General features: G+C 39.3%; 20 protein-coding genes. 9 read left to right on the top strand and 11 right to left on the bottom strand.

The annotated features are described in order from the left end of the window. Positions 1 to 24 precede the first annotated feature (24 nt). The 4 genes from L652_RS0113225 (at position 25) to L652_RS0113240 (ending at position 3,209) form a co-directional block, all read left to right on the top strand. Complete coding sequence (locus L652_RS0113225; RefSeq protein WP_024595813.1) at positions 25 to 564, top strand: DUF2058 domain-containing protein; 540 nt, start codon at positions 25 to 27, stop codon at positions 562 to 564. 183 nt (positions 565 to 747) lie between these two features. Beyond that, on the top strand, positions 748 to 1,074 hold the full coding sequence (locus tag L652_RS0113230) for a c-type cytochrome (RefSeq protein ID WP_024603501.1): 327 nt from the start codon (positions 748 to 750) through the stop codon (positions 1,072 to 1,074). Positions 1,075 to 1,239: 165 nt separating this feature from the next. Further along, positions 1,240 to 2,007, top strand: coding sequence for a class II aldolase/adducin family protein (locus tag L652_RS0113235; protein ID WP_024595814.1), 768 nt, complete (start codon positions 1,240 to 1,242; stop codon positions 2,005 to 2,007). A gap of 26 nt (positions 2,008 to 2,033) precedes the next feature. Beyond that, positions 2,034 to 3,209: a mandelate racemase/muconate lactonizing enzyme family protein gene (locus L652_RS0113240; RefSeq protein WP_007375956.1), complete on the top strand. Its 1,176-nt coding sequence runs from the start codon at positions 2,034 to 2,036 to the stop codon at positions 3,207 to 3,209. Positions 3,210 to 3,303: 94 nt separating this feature from the next. On the opposite strand, the gene L652_RS0113245 is transcribed toward L652_RS0113240, so the two are convergent. The 8 genes from L652_RS0113245 to zapB form a co-directional block, all read right to left on the bottom strand. Beyond that, positions 3,304 to 3,675 (bottom strand): hypothetical protein, encoded by a 372-nt coding sequence (locus tag L652_RS0113245; RefSeq protein WP_024595815.1) that lies wholly within the window; start codon positions 3,673 to 3,675, stop codon positions 3,304 to 3,306. A 49-nt stretch (positions 3,676 to 3,724) separates the two neighbouring features. Then, the gene (locus L652_RS0113250; RefSeq protein WP_024595816.1) at positions 3,725 to 4,564 is read right to left on the bottom strand and encodes an amidohydrolase family protein; all 840 of its coding nucleotides are present in this window, start codon (positions 4,562 to 4,564) and stop codon (positions 3,725 to 3,727) included. After that, on the bottom strand, positions 4,561 to 5,289 hold the full coding sequence (locus L652_RS0113255; RefSeq protein ID WP_024595817.1) for an SDR family oxidoreductase: 729 nt from the start codon (positions 5,287 to 5,289) through the stop codon (positions 4,561 to 4,563). Before L652_RS0113255 ends, L652_RS0113250 begins: the two co-directional genes overlap by 4 nt. 21 nt (positions 5,290 to 5,310) lie before the next feature. After that, on the bottom strand, positions 5,311 to 5,799 hold the full coding sequence (locus tag L652_RS0113260; protein ID WP_002957860.1) for a peptidylprolyl isomerase: 489 nt from the start codon (positions 5,797 to 5,799) through the stop codon (positions 5,311 to 5,313). Positions 5,800 to 5,865: 66 nt separating this feature from the next. After that, positions 5,866 to 7,335 carry a LysM peptidoglycan-binding domain-containing protein gene (locus L652_RS0113265; protein WP_024595818.1) on the bottom strand — a complete coding sequence of 490 codons (1,470 nt, stop codon included), beginning with the start codon at positions 7,333 to 7,335 and terminating at the stop codon, positions 5,866 to 5,868. A 55-nt stretch (positions 7,336 to 7,390) separates the two neighbouring features. Continuing rightward, a complete protein-coding gene (locus L652_RS0113270; RefSeq protein WP_024595819.1) occupies positions 7,391 to 8,413 on the bottom strand; it encodes an MBL fold metallo-hydrolase in 1,023 nt (340 codons plus the stop codon). A 63-nt stretch (positions 8,414 to 8,476) separates the two neighbouring features. Beyond that, positions 8,477 to 8,782 carry a cell division protein ZapA gene (locus L652_RS0113280; RefSeq protein WP_002957856.1) on the bottom strand — a complete coding sequence of 102 codons (306 nt, stop codon included), beginning with the start codon at positions 8,780 to 8,782 and terminating at the stop codon, positions 8,477 to 8,479. Further along, the gene (gene zapB / locus L652_RS0113285; RefSeq protein WP_002957855.1) at positions 8,782 to 9,012 is read right to left on the bottom strand and encodes a cell division protein ZapB; all 231 of its coding nucleotides are present in this window, start codon (positions 9,010 to 9,012) and stop codon (positions 8,782 to 8,784) included. Before zapB ends, L652_RS0113280 begins: the two co-directional genes overlap by 1 nt. Positions 9,013 to 9,250: 238 nt before the next feature. On the opposite strand from zapB, the gene rlmJ reads away from it, so the two are divergent. Further along, the gene (gene rlmJ, locus L652_RS0113290; RefSeq protein WP_024595821.1) at positions 9,251 to 10,090 is read left to right on the top strand and encodes a 23S rRNA (adenine(2030)-N(6))-methyltransferase RlmJ; all 840 of its coding nucleotides are present in this window, start codon (positions 9,251 to 9,253) and stop codon (positions 10,088 to 10,090) included. Positions 10,091 to 10,197: 107 nt separating this feature from the next. Here the strand turns inward: rlmJ and L652_RS0113295 are convergent, their stop codons facing one another. The 3 genes from L652_RS0113295 to L652_RS0113310 all read right to left on the bottom strand — a co-directional run bounded on the left by L652_RS0113295 (position 10,198) and on the right by L652_RS0113310 (position 12,532). After that, a complete protein-coding gene (locus L652_RS0113295) occupies positions 10,198 to 11,016 on the bottom strand; it encodes an META domain-containing protein (protein WP_024595822.1) in 819 nt (272 codons plus the stop codon). A gap of 121 nt (positions 11,017 to 11,137) precedes the next feature. Beyond that, positions 11,138 to 11,704: a PhnA domain-containing protein gene (locus L652_RS0113300; protein WP_007586451.1), complete on the bottom strand. Its 567-nt coding sequence runs from the start codon at positions 11,702 to 11,704 to the stop codon at positions 11,138 to 11,140. 78 nt (positions 11,705 to 11,782) lie between these two features. Further along, the gene (locus tag L652_RS0113310) at positions 11,783 to 12,532 is read right to left on the bottom strand and encodes a transporter substrate-binding domain-containing protein (protein WP_024595823.1); all 750 of its coding nucleotides are present in this window, start codon (positions 12,530 to 12,532) and stop codon (positions 11,783 to 11,785) included. Positions 12,533 to 12,681: 149 nt separating this feature from the next. Between L652_RS0113310 and L652_RS0113315 the strand changes: the two genes are divergently transcribed. The 4 genes from L652_RS0113315 to L652_RS0113330 all read left to right on the top strand — a co-directional run. Beyond that, complete coding sequence (locus L652_RS0113315; protein WP_024595824.1) at positions 12,682 to 13,947, top strand: EAL domain-containing protein; 1,266 nt, start codon at positions 12,682 to 12,684, stop codon at positions 13,945 to 13,947. Positions 13,948 to 13,949: 2 nt separating this feature from the next. Then, entirely contained in the window at positions 13,950 to 14,564 is a 615-nt protein-coding gene (locus L652_RS0113320; RefSeq protein WP_024595825.1) for a paraquat-inducible protein A, read from the top strand. 94 nt (positions 14,565 to 14,658) lie between these two features. Continuing rightward, positions 14,659 to 14,907, top strand: coding sequence for a hypothetical protein (locus L652_RS0113325; RefSeq protein ID WP_139015402.1), 249 nt, complete (start codon positions 14,659 to 14,661; stop codon positions 14,905 to 14,907). A gap of 75 nt (positions 14,908 to 14,982) precedes the next feature. Beyond that, a partial coding sequence (locus L652_RS0113330) for an IS4 family transposase (protein ID WP_024603372.1) occupies positions 14,983 to 16,255 on the top strand: 1,273 nt, incomplete at its 3' end.

Raw genomic sequence — 16,255 nt, forward strand, 5'->3', positions numbered from 1 at the left:
ATTAGTTTTTAGTGGAACAAAGTCATGGGTTCATTACAAGACCAATTGCTTCAAGCAGGATTAACAACATCGCATAATGCTAAAGTTGCTAAATCAGAAAAGCGTAAGCAACAAAAAAAGCAAAAGAAAGGGGCTACTAGCAACCCAAGTGATCTGCAAAAGCATATTCAACAAACCAAGCTAGAGCAGCAAAAAAAAGCTGAAGAGCTTAACCAAACACGCCAAGTGAGCTTAAAGCAGCGCGAACAAGAAGCGCGTGTTAAACAAATTTTAGAGCACCACAACCAAGACGCTATTCGTGGTGAGCGCACATTTAATTTTACTTATCAAAATAAAGTAAAAAATATCGACGTGAACGAGAAAACGCAAAAAGCGTTATCGGGCGGTCGTTTAGCTATTTGTGTACTAGAAGGGAAATTTTACGTACTAGACGACGAACCAGCACGCAAAGTGGCTGAAGTTGACGAAAAGTATATTGTTTTTCATGTAGAGCCAGAAAGCAAACCAAAAGATGAAGATGACCCATACGCAGACTTTGAAGTACCAGATGATATAGTGTGGTAATAAGTTATTAAGGGTAAGCTCATTTTTATTTGCTAAAGTATATAAAAGTGAGATAGAAACGAGTTAGCGGTTTTTGGTTAAGTTGATCGTCTAGCGTCGTTTCGTACGTATGCTTTTTATTTGATTGTTTACTACAATCAATAGAACAGTTTTTCTAACCGTCAAAAAAGAAGAGTAAATACAATGAGCAAGATGAAAACACTACTATTAGGCGCGGGTATTACTTTAGCCGCAAGCTTCTCGTTTAATGCAGCAGCTNCTGCCGATGGCGCTGCACTTTATACCGCTAAAAATTGTCAAACTTGTCATGGCGCTGAAGGTAAAGCACCAATTATGGGTATGTACCCTAAACTAAACGGTCAAAACAAAGACTACTTAGTAGCGCAAATGAAAGATATTAAGTCAGGTGCACGTAATAACGGTATGACCATGGCTATGAAAGCAATGGTTGCAACGGTAACTGATGAAGAGTTTGAAGCAATTGCAGATTACCTAGCTAACGTAAAATAATTTACGCAGCTATACCATTTTAATACAATTGGTATTTTAGTTTTACAAACAGCCACACAATAGTGTGGCTGTTTTGTTTGGTGTTTGCTATAAAATAGAGACTGCTTTAGACTTCTAAACATCTGTTCGTACAGGTTAATAATGTACGTTTTTAAAAGGCTCATTATGTTTGATTTACCCCAACTCGATTTAAAAAATAAAGTATCAGCACAAGAGTGGCAACTTCGTGTTGATTTAGCCGCATGTTATAGACTGGTAGAGCACTTTCGTTGGGGGGATTTAATCTATACGCATTTATCAGCACGTTTGCCTGGCACCGACCACTACTTAGTGAATGCGTTTGGTTTAACCTTTGATGAAGTAACAGCCTCTAATTTAGTAAAGGTCGACTTAGACGGTAACATTATTGACGATACGCCATTTAGTATTAATCCAGCTGGTTTTACTATTCACAGTGCGATTCACGAGGTACGCGAAGACGCTCATTGTGTTATTCACCTTCATACTAAAGAAACAATCGCAGTCGCTACACAAAAAAATGGTTTATTACCGCTTAGCCAATATTCAATGTTTTCAATGCCATCGCTTTCTTATCATGGTTACGAAGGGCTTGCAGTAAACGAGGACGAGCGAAAAGTGCTGCAAGATGATTTGGGCAGCACTAACCATATGTTATTGGTAAATCATGGTGGCTTAACAGTAGGCCCAACGGTAGGCGATGCGTTTATGCGCTTTTATGATTTACAGCGAGCGTGTGAAATTCAACTAGCGCTACAATCAAGCTCGCAAGAGGTGATTGAAGTACCGCAACCTATAATCGACAATATTTATAATCAAGCAAACGTAGTACACAGTGGCAGCACCGGCGGGCAACTTGCGTGGCCTGCAATGTTACGTAAAGCGTATCGACTTGACCCTAGTTTTGCAAAATAACCCATAGCGGTTAATAAGGAATTTTAATGAAAGTAAATCGCGTTGAAGTATTTGATATTCACTGTCCTGATAGACCTTCTTGGACACCTGTGTTTGTACGTATTCATACTGACGAAGGTATTAGTGGTGTTGGCGAAGCGGGCCTTGCATACGATTTAGGTCACAGTGCTGCAGCGGCTATGATTAAAGAAATGGCCGACGCCTTTTTAATCGGCCACGACCCTTTTCAAACAGAAAAACTATGGTCACGTATGTTACGTGAAAGCTTTTGGGGCTTAGGTGGCGGACCTGTTGTATATGCTGCAATGAGCGCAATTGATACCGCACTTTGGGATATAAAAGGTAAAGCGCTTGGTTTACCTGTATACCAGTTATTAGGCGGTAAAGTTAACGACAAACTACGCACTTACGCTTCGCAATTACAGTTTGACTGGGATAGCGAATTTAAAGCCCTAGTACAACCGCAAGAATATGCAGAAGCGGCTTTAAAGGCGATGGCCGAAGGTTACGATGCAGTAAAAGTAGATCCAATTCAGTACGATAAAGACGGTAATACTTATTATGACCGTACAAAAATAATTTCACGTACTGAAATGAAGCTATACCGTGCGCGTATGCAAGCTATTCGCGAAGCAGTAGGCGACGAAGTGGATATTATTTTTGAATGCCACAGTTTACCAGGTGTTACAACAGCCATTCAGCTAGGTGAAATTGCAGAAGAATTTGACTGTATGTACTTTGAAGAGCCAGTTAACTATTTAAACCATTCATTACATGCAAAAGTAGCAGATAAAGTTAATGTGCCAATTGCTGGTGGTGAACGTTTGTATAATCGCTGGGGTGTGCGCCCGTACTTAGAAGATCAAAGTATTGATGTTCTACAACCTGATATTGGTTTATGTGGTGGTTTTACCGAAACCAAAAAAGTGTGTGATTACGCTGATATTTTTGATGTGCGTATTCAAGCTCACGTATGTGGCGGGCCTGTTGCAACAGCAGCATCACTGCACTTAGAAACGGCTATCCCTAACTTTTTGATTCATGAGCACCACACTTATGCGATTAAAAAGTGGAACCGCGAGTTATGTTTACAAGACCCACAACCTAAAAATGGTTTCTTTGAAGTGTCAGAAGAGCCAGGGTTGGGTATTGAATTAAATGATGAGATTGTTATGCGTTCTCAACGCGTAGAAATAAAATAATAGTCTTTTAACCTAACTTTAGGTCATGCATTAAAAAGCCGGTAAGTGATTAGTCACTTACCGGCTTTTACTTGTTTGGTAAAGTTTTAGCTTGTTATAACTCGTTAATTCTACATTCTACGTCTTTAAGCTCAATAGTGGCTTTACTATCAAGGTGGCGTATATAGCATTGCTTGCCTTTAATCATCAATTCAAACTGATCGGGTGTATTGCGACTTTGCGTGTCGATAATATTATTACCATCCACATTGCTAAGGGTTACTGTGCTGCTGGTAGTAAATACATTCTCAGCTAATTGAGTTTCTTGTATATGTACAAGTGTTTTAATTGCTTTGCTAACGGCTGTTTTATTTGGCTTTGCCAGTAGAGCATGTTGCAGCTTAGGTGTAGGGTCTGGATTTTGAGATATGCAGCCATTGAGAAAAAACGCAGAAAATACAACGATTAGTAAAAAGTACATTTTCATAAATTGGCCGTATTATTATAAAAAGAGAGTTTAATATAACTAGTTTTACTTAAACTTGGTAGTAGTGCTTAGCGTTTGCATAGCTAAGGTTATGCCATGTCTTATCGTTTGAGCATAACGCCTTATGGCAGTGCCATAGGGTGTTGTAGCTTGTATTTATTTGGCACACAGGGAAGTTGCTAGCAAACATAATACGCTGCTGGCCAAAGTGATTAAAAAGAAAATTAAAACACGCGGCTTGTTGCTCACTGGTGAGCCTAAGTAATTCAAAACCAGAGAATTTAATTGCTATGTTGTCGTGCTGAGCAAGTAACTCAACACCTTGTCGCCAATCATTTAAATTACTTGGCAGTCCTGCATGATTAATTATAATTTGAAGCTGCGGTAGCTGCTTAGCGTAGTAAGCTATTTGCTTGGTTATTTCGCTATTTTCAATATCAAATTGAGCTTCAAAATGCAGTTTATTTGTAGCCAATAAATTAAGGTTATTAATACAATGAGGGCTTTTTAGTCTCACTGCATCATCTTCTTCGGTTATATCTCTTATACCACAAAGGCTTGAATGAGCCAGTGCATTTAGCGCGTGATTAAATTGCTCTGCGGGCGCATCAATTTGGTTGTAACTAATAGCCTTAAATGAAAGGTTTTTTAAATGCGAGCTTAGCCAGTTTAACTCGTTTATAGGTGATTGATTATCAAACCCAGCCTCAATGTGCACAATACCCGCAAGTTCAAAATCAGTACTTTTAACAAGTTGCTTTGCACTTATTGGTTGTTTAATTTTTTCTAGGTTAGGCCATGCTGGTGGGTTTTCGCCTTGTAGCCAAGTATATTGCCCCTCGGCAAGATTAAAAAAATGCACATGAGGGTCAATAATTTGCATGCTCATTGGGCTGTATAGCCGCCATCAATACTTTGTAAGCTACCAGTAATAAAGCTGGCATCGTCGCTTGCTAAAAAGCTCACAAGAGCAGCAACTTCGTCGGCTTGACCTAATCGGTTAAGCGGTTGCAGACTTGCTTCCTCGGCAACTATTTCAGCTTTGTTTGCGCCACTTTTTGCGCAGTACGCATCTATCGCGTTATGAAATAGCGGGGTTTCTATTGTGCCAGGGCATACCGCATTTACTCTAATATTAAAGCTCGCGTAATCAAGCGCCGTTGTTTTGGCCATTGAGGCAAGGGCATGTTTTGTTAGGTTATACGCAAAAGAGTTTTGCTTACCTATAATTGCTTGATCGGATGCGACTAATATAATAGCGCCGCTATTTTGCGCTTTCATGCTTGGCAATACGCTTTGTACTGCGGCATACGCGCCTTTAACATTAAGCGCAAAAAGTGCATCGAGAGTTTGCTCATCGGTGCTTTCTATATTTGCGCTTAAGTGTTTTCCAGCATTAGAAACAAGTACATCAATACGTTTGCTTTGTTCACAGATAGCGTTGATGCAGCTTTGTACCGCCGATACATCACTTACATCACACTGATGAAATATACCAGTTTCGCTTGGCTCTATATCAAGGTTATGTACTTTATAGCCATTACTTAGCAAACGCTTTACAACGGCTAGACCAATTCCTTTTGTACCACCTGTAACTACTGCAACTTTAGACATACTTACTTCCTTTATTGCTAACTAGTGAGAGTGACCGCAGCCGCCTTCAGCGTGCACATGTCCGTGAGAAACTTCTTCACTCGTCGCTTCACGTACAGATACAACTTCAACGTCGAACGTTAGTGTTTTGCCCGCAAATGGGTGGTTTAAATCACAATCTGCGTTAAAACGACCAACCTTAACAATAGTAACCTGATGACGACCTTGGTTAGAGCTAACCATTGCTGTCATACCTGGTTTCCATACTTTAACGTCGCCTTGTAGATGCTTAAGCGGAATACGTTGAATTAAATCATCAACACGCTCGCCGTACGATTCACTTGGCTCTAGAGTTACACTAAATTTTTCGCCGGCTTCTTTACCTTCAAGTGCTTTTTCTAAACCAGGAAGCATGCCTTCGCTGCCATGAATGTAAGTAAGTGGCGCTTCGTTTGTGCTACTTTCAATTTGCTCGCCCGCTTCGCTAAGGGTGTAATGAAATTCAACTGCTGAATTTTTGCTAATTTGCATGCTTGTCTCTTCAAATAATAACTATGATAGGGCGCAATTTTACGCGAAATATACTTGTTTATAAACTTAACGTGGCTGATTTAGTGTTTTTTGTAAATTTAGCAGAAAATCTTTTTTTATTGGTGCTGCTTTTTGCTTTTCAGCCTGTGGTATAAACAGTACTAATTGAGTGCCAGGCTTTAAAATGCTCGATGCAGAGAGTTTGTTCCATTTTGCCAAGTCGCTATGAGGTACATCGTAAAGCTGACTTATACTCCAAAGGCTATCGCCTGACTTAACTTCGTAATCTATTTCAATGGTGGGGATCGCAATCTCTTGGTGTTCTAAATAAGGGCTGATTTTGTAATCAACAGTTAATGTGCTTGGCAGAGTTTTAGGTTGTCCAACTAATAACTTTTCTCCAACACCTATTAAATTATTATTTTTATTATTAAGTTGTTTTAAAGCTTTTACAGACATACTAAAACGCCTGGCGATACTGTAAAGCGTATCATTTTGTTTAACGATGTACTCTCCAGCAAAGTTTGATTTGAAGAACTGACTTTTTAATAATGCTTCTTGCCCTATAGGCAGCAGTAAAGTATGCGGCCCGTTAGGTGAGCTTTGATTTTTTAAATATCCCTGATTAATAGCATGTAACTGCTTTGAACCTATACCAGAGAGCTTGGCAATGACTGAAAAGTCGAACTGCTGGCCTATGTTCATCTGTGTTGTAAATGGTTTATATGCTAGCTTTGGGCGTTTAATGCCCTTTTGTGGATGTTTAACTAAATAACTTAAAGCGAGTAATTTGGGTACATAGTCAGCAGTTTCTTTTGGCAGACTGAGCGACCAGTAATCGGTGCTTTTACCGCGTTTTTTGTTTTTTTCGATTGCACGTTTAACACGGCCTTCACCACTATTATAAGCGGCCAAAGCGTGTAGCCAATTACCATCAAAGCGTTTATGTAAGTAACTTAAGTAATCAAGTGCAGCATCGGTTGAAGCAAGTACGTCTTGGCGCCCGTCATACCATTGGTCTGACTTAACACCAAAGTGATGCGCCGTTGCGCCAACTAATTGCCAAACACCAACAGCTTGCTGTGATGAGGCTATTGTTGGTCTAAAATCGCTTTCTACAAATGGTAGTAATGCGAGCTCCATAGGTAATTGCTTTTGCTCAATTTTTTTTACGATGTGATACAGGTAAGGCGCTGCGCGTTTGCTCACCGTTTGTAAGTAGTTAGGTTGCTTTGCATACCAGCTGATACGCTTTTTTAAAGCGCGATTTTGATAAATCGTAAAGTGTAGATTATTGGCTATATGCACCCACAGATCGGTGGTTTTTGGTGGGCGCTTTTTTACGATTGTTTTTTTGAATTGAAGTGGCGTAACTAGCTCATTAATTTGAGGCGTTTGAGCTACTTCCTCGTCAATATCATAAGTATAGTCAGGCTCAAAATGAGTAAATATTTGTGGAGCTTCTTGTGGTTCTTGCTCCGTTGATTGACAACCAAATAACAAAATACCCAAACAACATAAAACCAAACTGCGCATAGTGATCACTTTTGTAAATTCCTTTTATTATTTTAACACAATCCGTTGTGTTGAGTTATTCTGCGCTTTTTGTGCGATTTAGGCCAGCTTGTAAAAAGAAGTTGCTCGATTTTATATTAAGCGCTTCTTGTTTATAAGGCTCAATAACTGATTCAGGAAACGATAGCATTAACTGCTCAATACTTTGATCTTTATTGTTTTTAACGTGCTCTGTTATGGCTGTTAAAAATGATAGTGGCTGTTTCAGCTGCTCTTTTGTTAATGTGCCGCCGTGGCCAGGTATAATAATAGTGAGCTTTTCGTCGTTAATATATTGCTTAAGCAACGTTTGCCAACTTTTAAGTTCACCGTGTCCAGGGTAAGGAAGCCAGTCAACGATATCGCCACCAATCAGCACACTGCCATTATTAGTAGTAATAGTTAAATCACCGTTAGTATGGGCTTGCTGCGGCTCAAGCGTTACCTCAAAACCACCAAGGTCGATAATTTTACGACTATTAATGACTATTTCGGGTTTGCTAAGCTGATACTCCTGCCAGCGAAAAAGTCGCTTTTTTGCAAGCTTTAACTTATCACGCCATTTAGGTTGCTCTTCTTTGGGTACATTCGCTAATCGTTGGTAGCTCAGCTCAATGCTCTTTTCATAGGTGTCTAGTTTGTCGGTATATGCTGTTTGGTAAAGGCTAAAATTTTTATTTACTTGCTGATGAACAACGAGCTTGGCATCAGGATAATAATTTTGCATAACCGCCATACCGAGCAAGTGATCGTCATGGTAATGCGTGGCAACCAAATAGCATAAAGGTGTTTTAAGGCGTTTTTTTAAATCTTCAGCAAGTTGTTCAACTGCAGCAAAATTGGCACTCGTATCAACCAGTAGGGCACATTTTTCGCCTTCAATTAATACTTGGTTAGAGTCGTAAAAGCGAAGCTTGTCTTGTTGCTTTAAAAACTGAATATGAGGGTTTATTGTATTCCAAATAACGGCAGCGTAGGTGCTAGGTGCTATTGATAGTAAAGTGCATGACAATAGTAAGTGCTTACATGAAGAGGTTATGTTTGAAAGTTTTAACTTCATTTATTATCTCTACGCTGAGGTTTAATTACTTTAATAATAAACAAAAAGCGCAGTATGCGCTTTTTATTTTTGGTGTTTGGGGTCATTTGCCAAATGCTGACTGAGTTTATCAATCAATTGGTCTTGATGCTGTTGTTCAACTGTAGCCTGTGTTTTTGCTTCTAGCAATTCGTGGCTTAAGTTTAATGCTGCCATTAGTAGGGCTTTTTGATCGTTTCTAACGGTTGAGCGTTGTTTCATTTGCTCAACTAAGTCATTTAGATTTTTAGCTGCTGCTATTAATGCATCTTCCTGCCCTTCGGGGCAAGCAAATTGCTGCTCTTTACCTAGCAACTCAACAGTGACCCGCTGGTTTTGCAGCTCAGACATTAGCTAGCCTGTTGTGCGCTTTGTAATTTATCAAGAAGACCAGATAAAGTAGTGCTGGCATCTTTTTGCTTTTCTTCATTTTCTAAAGCTTCAAGCTGTAGTAATTCGTTTTCATCGCTTAGTTTAGTGTTCTGTTCTTTTAAAGTAGCAACATCTGTTTGTAATTGATTATTACGTTCGATTAAAGAATCGATCAGTTGTTCGAGTTGTTGAAGAGTAGTGTTGTTCATAAAGGCGCTCATATAACTGTAATTAATGTCATGCAAATGTAAAGCAAAGTGTGTTGATTTGCCAGCATTTACGGTGGTTTTAGCTGATTTTTCTTCTGCGTTAAGGGATAATTCAGCATATGAGCTTTTTCATTCAGAAATGGTTCACTTTAACACTCTCTTATCTTGGTGTGAGTTGCCAAAGCCTAGTGCTTATGGTTCACTTACGATATTAAATTGCGTATGGCGAAAATAAATAATGCTTAGTTACAGACACTCATTTCATGCGGGTAATCCTGCCGATGTACTTAAACATTTAGTACTGGCACAAGTACTAAATTACCAAACAATTAAAGATAAACCGCTTGATTATATAGATACGCATTCGGGAGCTGGCTTTTTTGAACTGGCGGCCGCTGATGCGCAAAAAACGCAAGAGTATCAAGATGGTATTGAAAAACTTTGGCAACATAAAAGTGAACATGCAGAGCTTAATGAGTACATTGAATTAATTAAGTCATTTAACGACACTGACGAACTTGCATTTTATCCGGGTTCACCAAAAATTGCAGAGCATTACTTGCGCCGCCAAGATAAGGGTTGGTTTTTTGAACTGCACCCGCGCGATTTATTATTACTCGAAGAAAATATGCAAGGTAAGCGCTCCATTCGTGTGCGCGGAGAAGATGGCTTTACCGGCTTAGTAGGATTATTACCACCAGCATCTCGCAGGGCGTGTGTATTAATTGACCCACCGTACGAAATTAAAGATGACTACGAAACGGTTGTAAAAACCTTAGTTAAAGCTCATCTGCGTTTTGCTACAGGTACTTATATGATTTGGTATCCGGTAGTAGACAGAGAACGCATTGATAATATGGAGCAGGGCTTAATTGATTCAGGAATGCGCAACATTCAGCTATTTGAATTAGGCACTGAAGCGGACACTGACGTACACGGCATGACAGCATCTGGCATGATTGTGATTAACCCTCCATGGAAGCTAAAGCAAACAATGGATGCAATAATGCCTGAACTTGTTGATTTGTTGAGTGAGCCAAGTGGTTTTTACAGAAGTGAACAACTCGTTGATGAGTAGCTTTAAATAGTGCTTACAATGAATGATAAAATGCCCAGTTTTGCTGGGCATTTTATTTAAAATCAATACGAATGTGTTAGGTAACACATATATTAGGGAGCTAAATATTAATTAAAATAAACTGCGTTAAAAGTAGCAAGCGTATTACCGCTGTTGTTTTTAAGTTTTAGTGACTCGCCTGTAATTTCCCACTTTGAAGTATTGTTAAGTACGTTAGACATAGCTGCCTCTTGGTCCATATTCTCCGAACACATCTTTTTTGTACTCGCTAACTGACTAAGTGTAATTGTGTGCTGCTCGGTGCTATAACTTCCGCTAAAATTATTACAGCCTAAAAAGCCATTAACACGGTAGTCTTTATCGAACTGAATAAACGGCTCTTTAGTTCTAACATTTACTGTTTGAGCATTGATTGTTATTGCTTTCCAGTACGTGTTTGTAAGCGTTACGTCTGGCTTTTCAACGGATACTTTTGAAAGCTCAATTTTATAAGGGCCAGTTAGCTGTGATTCTCTAAATGGGTCGTTATTTGTGGTACTTGTGTAAAGTACTTTGTCTTTATTTATGATTCTGGCGCTTAGGCTATAGCGGTGTTTATCGTTAACTTTACTGGCATCATAAGTTAGCTCTACAGTAAATGGTGGGGCTTGGGTAATATCAATCACTTCTTGGGTTATTATATCTGCTTTTACATCCATTTTAGATACATCCGAAAGCGTAACTATTAACTGTGAACCGGGGCGAAGCATACTGCGATCTTTGTAGCTAACTTGGGTAGTTAGAGTCGATATTGATTTTGCTTGCTCTGTATTTTCAGTCGGCTTTGTTTGTTGATCACAACCGGTTATAGCAAAAGCGCTCAGTGCTAATAAACTAAGTCCTGTAAGTGCTTTTTTACGTGAATGTACTGCTTGATGCTTTTCCATGTTTGTTATCCTTACTCAATATTATCCCCCTAGTGTATTACCTAGTGACTTAATCATTCCTTAACTTATTTTAAACATAAAAAAAGGCGCATTAGCGCCTTTAATAATTAAAAACAAACGATTATTTTTTAACAAACTTAGTTAAAATAACTATGCGCTGGCCGTCAACTCGCCCTTCAATATGTTCAGGGTTGCTGGTTAGGCCAATATTACGAACAGCTGTTCCGCGTTTAGCTGTAAGGCTACTACCTTTAACGTCTAAGTCTTTAATTAGGGTAACAGTATCGCCTGCTTGAAGTACTACACCGTTGCTATCTACATGCTTTAAATCGTCATCTTCAGCAAGTGCTTTTTTAGCCCACGTTAGCGTATCTTCTTCAAGGTAAATCATGTCTAGCGCATCTTGTGCCCAGCCATTATCAGGCGCTAAACGCGAAAGCATTCTGTAAGCTACAACTTGTACTGCAGGAGTTTGGCTCCACATGCTATCGTTTAAACAGTGCCAATGCGTAGGCGTTATTTCGCTGTTATTCTCGATTTGATCTTTACATGTTTGACACGTGTAAATACATTTATCTGAGTGGGTTTCAGTTACCGGTGGTACTTCATAAACAGATAAGTTCTCGGTGGCTGCACACAATTCACATTGATTATTACTACGTTCGATTAAGGCTTTTTCAATACTCATGGGGCTCTTTCTGATTCTGGTCGAGTTAACATTTGCTGCTATTGTACTCCAAAACACGAGCTCTGCGCCATTAGTCCCTTAATTTTGTGTGGGTATATTACTCATATACTTATCTTCAATAGTTTTTATATATCCTTGAGCGTGAAGGTTTTTAATTGCTAGGTTTATCTGGGGCAATAATTCTTTGTGTTTGCTCAATAAGCGAATTCTTAAAAAACCATGGGAATGCTGTGCGCCAAAGGCAATGTTTATCCCTAACTGCTTTGCCCAATAGAGCGCAGTTAACTTACCTACTAGTGCAGCTTCTACACGGTTTCTTGATAGGGCTGTCATAAGTTCTTTTTCGGATGGAAAGTCAACACGCTCAAAGGTGTTGTCATTAAAGTAATAGTAACCTAGTACCGTTCCTATATTTTTACCCTTCAAGCTATCAGCGCTTTGCCAATGCTGGGCATTTTTAGGCAAGGTAACAATCATTTCTGTGGCATAAATAAGCGGCTCTGAAAAAACATAACGAGGGTCATTTCTCTCACTCTTTGAGAGCCATTCTAATGAAATAACATCAAAATCGATTATTTCATCTTGTAAATATTTGGTAATACGCTTTGTAGGTAGGTCGATATGAGAAGCTGCAATATTGGCATCATCGAGTACTTTTTCAATAATTTCGGGTAATATGCCAGGCTTTTCTGGATCATTTGTATAATATGGATAATGACTCCCTGACGCGCTGACATTATATTTGAGGGGAGTAGGATTAATGCTGGCATAGCTAAAAAATACAAATAGCAGAGGGCTCAGTACTAATAACCGAATAAAGTTAGTCAAATCTCTACCTTTTATATTAATATTTTATATTAGTGTTGTGTAATTTTAACGTTTTTGCAATGACGACTATATTTATCTTATGCGTGTTGCATTAAAGTACACATATTATTGGCTGTTTTGCCATCTTTTATTTATAGGTTTAGAGCCAAGTGAAATTACATAACATACCTGATGAAGTACAAAAAATAACTCAGTTTGTTGCGCGGCAACCTATTTTTGATATAGACCAGAATGTTTTCTCGTACGAATTGCTTTATAGAGACTCAGCCAATAATGCGTTTCCTGTAGGCACTTCAGATGTCCATGCGACAAGCCGCCTATTTTTTAATGCTTTAATGTTGGTTGGTTTAGATAGACTTACCGCACATCATTTAGCTTTTATAAACTTGTCATCAGAAACTATTCTCGATAACTTCCCCAAACTTTTATTGCCAGAAAATAGTGTTATTGAAATAGTGGAGCGCACGGGTAATATTCCTGCGGTGGCTGAGCGTGTGCAAGAACTTAAAAAAGAAGGGTATGTTTTTGCGTTAGATGATTACGATGGCGATCCAAAATGGGAGCCACTGTTAGCACATGTTGATTACATAAAAATTGAGATAGATGATCCGGTTATTAAAACCAATATGCGCATTAAAAAAATAAAACGCGCAAATCCACATGCAAAAATAATTGTTGAACGAATAGAGACGCATGAACAATTTAATGTATTAAAATTGGCTGGCTGCGATTTATTTCAAGGGTTCTTTTTTTCTCGCCCAGAAATGATTACGTATAAAGGTGTAGAGCCTTCTAAGCTAACCGTTTTTGATCTATTGCGTTTTACAGCAAAAGAAACACTTTGCTTTAAAGAAGTTCATCAACGAGTGGCCAGAGATGTCGCCATAACAGCGAGGGTTTTAAAGCTAGCTAACGCGCGTTCAGGCAAAGCAAATTTAGTCATTACGTCTATTTCACAAGCGGTTATTTATTTAGGTGAGGACACAATAAGACAATTTGTTCGCGTATTAGCAATTAGTGAGTTGGGGGTCGAAAAACCAACCGAATTAACTAAGCTTGCTTTAACGCGGGCTCAATTTATGTCGCTAATATTGGAGCAAAATAATAAAGAGTTGACCGAGCAAGGGTATCTGGTGGGTTTGTTCTCGGTGCTTGATGCTATTTTAGATGCTGAATTAAAAGACATAGTTAAAGAGTTTACTTTAGATGCTGCAATATCTGATGCGTTACTATTAGAGAGCGGCATTTTAGGGAACTGTTTATCGCTTATAAAAGAGTTTGAATTAGATAATATAGATGAAGCTATGGTCCATTTGGCCAACATAAACTCAGAGCTGCACATTGGCGATATATTTAATTTTTTATTGGATGCTGTTTTATACAGTGATGACATTATTGAGGCAATAACAGAATAAATATGCGTAATTGGTTGTCGGTTATAAGTGTAGTGGTTGCTCTTTGTTTATTGTTTCCTGGTATTACAAAACCAGTATTAACAATAGAGGGCAACATAGATAAATCAAAATTAGCGCAAGCGGGCATTGAAATGCTTGCTGAAGAGGGCGATGGTCGGACTCGTAGCATGCTAATGATGTTCTCGAATATGCTAGGGCTTGATAAGTTAGAGGGCGAGATCAGCGCCTATAACAAAACACAAAGTATTTTAGGCACAGTTCAAGAGCTTGCTAGTAATAATAATTTATTTGTAGCTGCTTTAGTGGGGTTGTTTTCTATTGTTATTCCAAGCTTGAAGCTGCTATTACAATTGCTTTATTGTTGCCTACCTTTGAATGGGTTGAAGCAAAAGCTCGGTCTGGTTATTTGTGCATTAAGTAAGTGGAGCATGGTTGATGTATTTGTTATTGCATTAATAGTGACTTACCTAGCAGGTAACGCTCATGGTAAAAGTGGTGAGCTACTTGTTATGAATACACAATTTGGTGAGGGCTTTTGGTATTTTAGCGCATATTGTATATTTGCAATTATAGCGAGTAACTTAATTAAAACACCTGATAAACCGCAGTCTACATAATTAAAGTATTTGTGGTTGCCGTTAGGTTATCTTACAATCATTTTAAAATTTATTAAAAGGCATAATGTTGCAACGTTTTTACTCTAGTTTACTCATGATAACTTTACTGCTCACTTTTGTGGGTCAGGCAGTTGCGTCTGTAGCTATGGTATGCGAAATGCCACATTTGCCAATGAAAACAGCAACGCATGCCCAAATGCCAATGACACACAGTAGTGATGCAACAGCTGTTGCTAGCATGTCTGAAAATATGATGCAGATGGATTGTTGCGACGACGAAAGTACGCCACAAAATGATTGCAAATGCCCTATCAGCTGTCTCTTATACACAAATCCCTGCTAAGAAATTAGCGGGGATTTTTTTGAACTAAATCTCAATGTCATGATCAGATCTTCAAATCTTGTTTGAGGGCACATTATGATTAACGAACATACTCATTGGGCAAAACAACAATTCGGTAAATCGGACTTAGGTGATCCAAGAAGAACAGCGCGTCTGGTAAAGTTAGCATCAACGCTTGCAAATGAACCAGGAAAACCACTTGTAAACATCACTCAATCCCCCGGCGATATGGAAGGTGCCTACCGCTTTATTCGCAACGAGAATATTGGCGCAACGGCTATAGCAGAGTCAGGCTTTAAAGCCACGGTTGAACAAGCAAAAAGTCATAACTTGTTGCTCGCATTAGAAGACACGACCACACTAATTTATAAACATTCCTCCATTCGAGATGATTTGGGTCATGTCGGACGAGGAGCAAAACAACGAGGCTTGTTAGCTCATAGCGTATTACTGTTTGCGCCAGACACAAAGCAAGTTGTGGGATTAATTGAACAGTCTCGCTGGAGTCGTGATATCAACACGATTGGAAAAAGAGAAAAACACGCGACGACTTCTTACGAAGAAAAAGAAAGTTACAAGTGGGAGTCAGCGTCACGAGCGATGGCAGAGCGGCTGCAAGGACAAATGGCGAACGTGATATCGGTGTGTGACCGCGAAGCGGACATCTACGAATACTTGCAGTATAAACTGACCGAGCAGCAACGATTCGTCGTACGCTCGATGCAAAGTCGTCATATTGAAGAAGGTGAGGATAAGCTCTATGCGTTTGCAAGCGAGCTGATGAGTGCAGGCACCAAACACATCCACATTGCACAAAAAGGAGGAAGAAAAGCCCGAAGCGCAACACTGGATATCACCTATGCGCCAGTGACACTCAAAGCGCCTTACAATAAGAAAGGACACTCCCTCCCAGTTTACTATGTCGGCTGTACAGAGCGAGGAAACGCTAAGAATGGCTTAAGCTGGCACCTATTAACCAGTGAACCAGTCACCAGCAAAGAAGACGCCTTAGCTATCATCACCTACTATGAGCACCGTTGGCTTGTAGAGGAATACCATAAAGTCTGGAAAAGTGATGGTACGGATATCGAAAGTTTACGCCTTCAAAGCCAAGATAACATGGAAAGATTGGTGACGATTAATGGCTTTATTGCGACGCGAATATTGCAACTAAAGTTCACCAATGAGCAGCCTGATTCTCCAAGTTGTGAACAACTGTTATCTCCCAAAGCATGGAAGTTATTGTGGTTAAAGAGAATAAAAACACCATTGCCTGAAACTGCTCCAAATATGTCATGGGCGTATCAGGAACTGGCAAAGTTAGGAGGCTGGAAAGATACCAAGCGCA

This window comes from Pseudoalteromonas sp. TB25 (assembly GCF_000497995.1).
GTDB lineage: Bacteria > Pseudomonadota > Gammaproteobacteria > Enterobacterales > Alteromonadaceae > Pseudoalteromonas > Pseudoalteromonas distincta.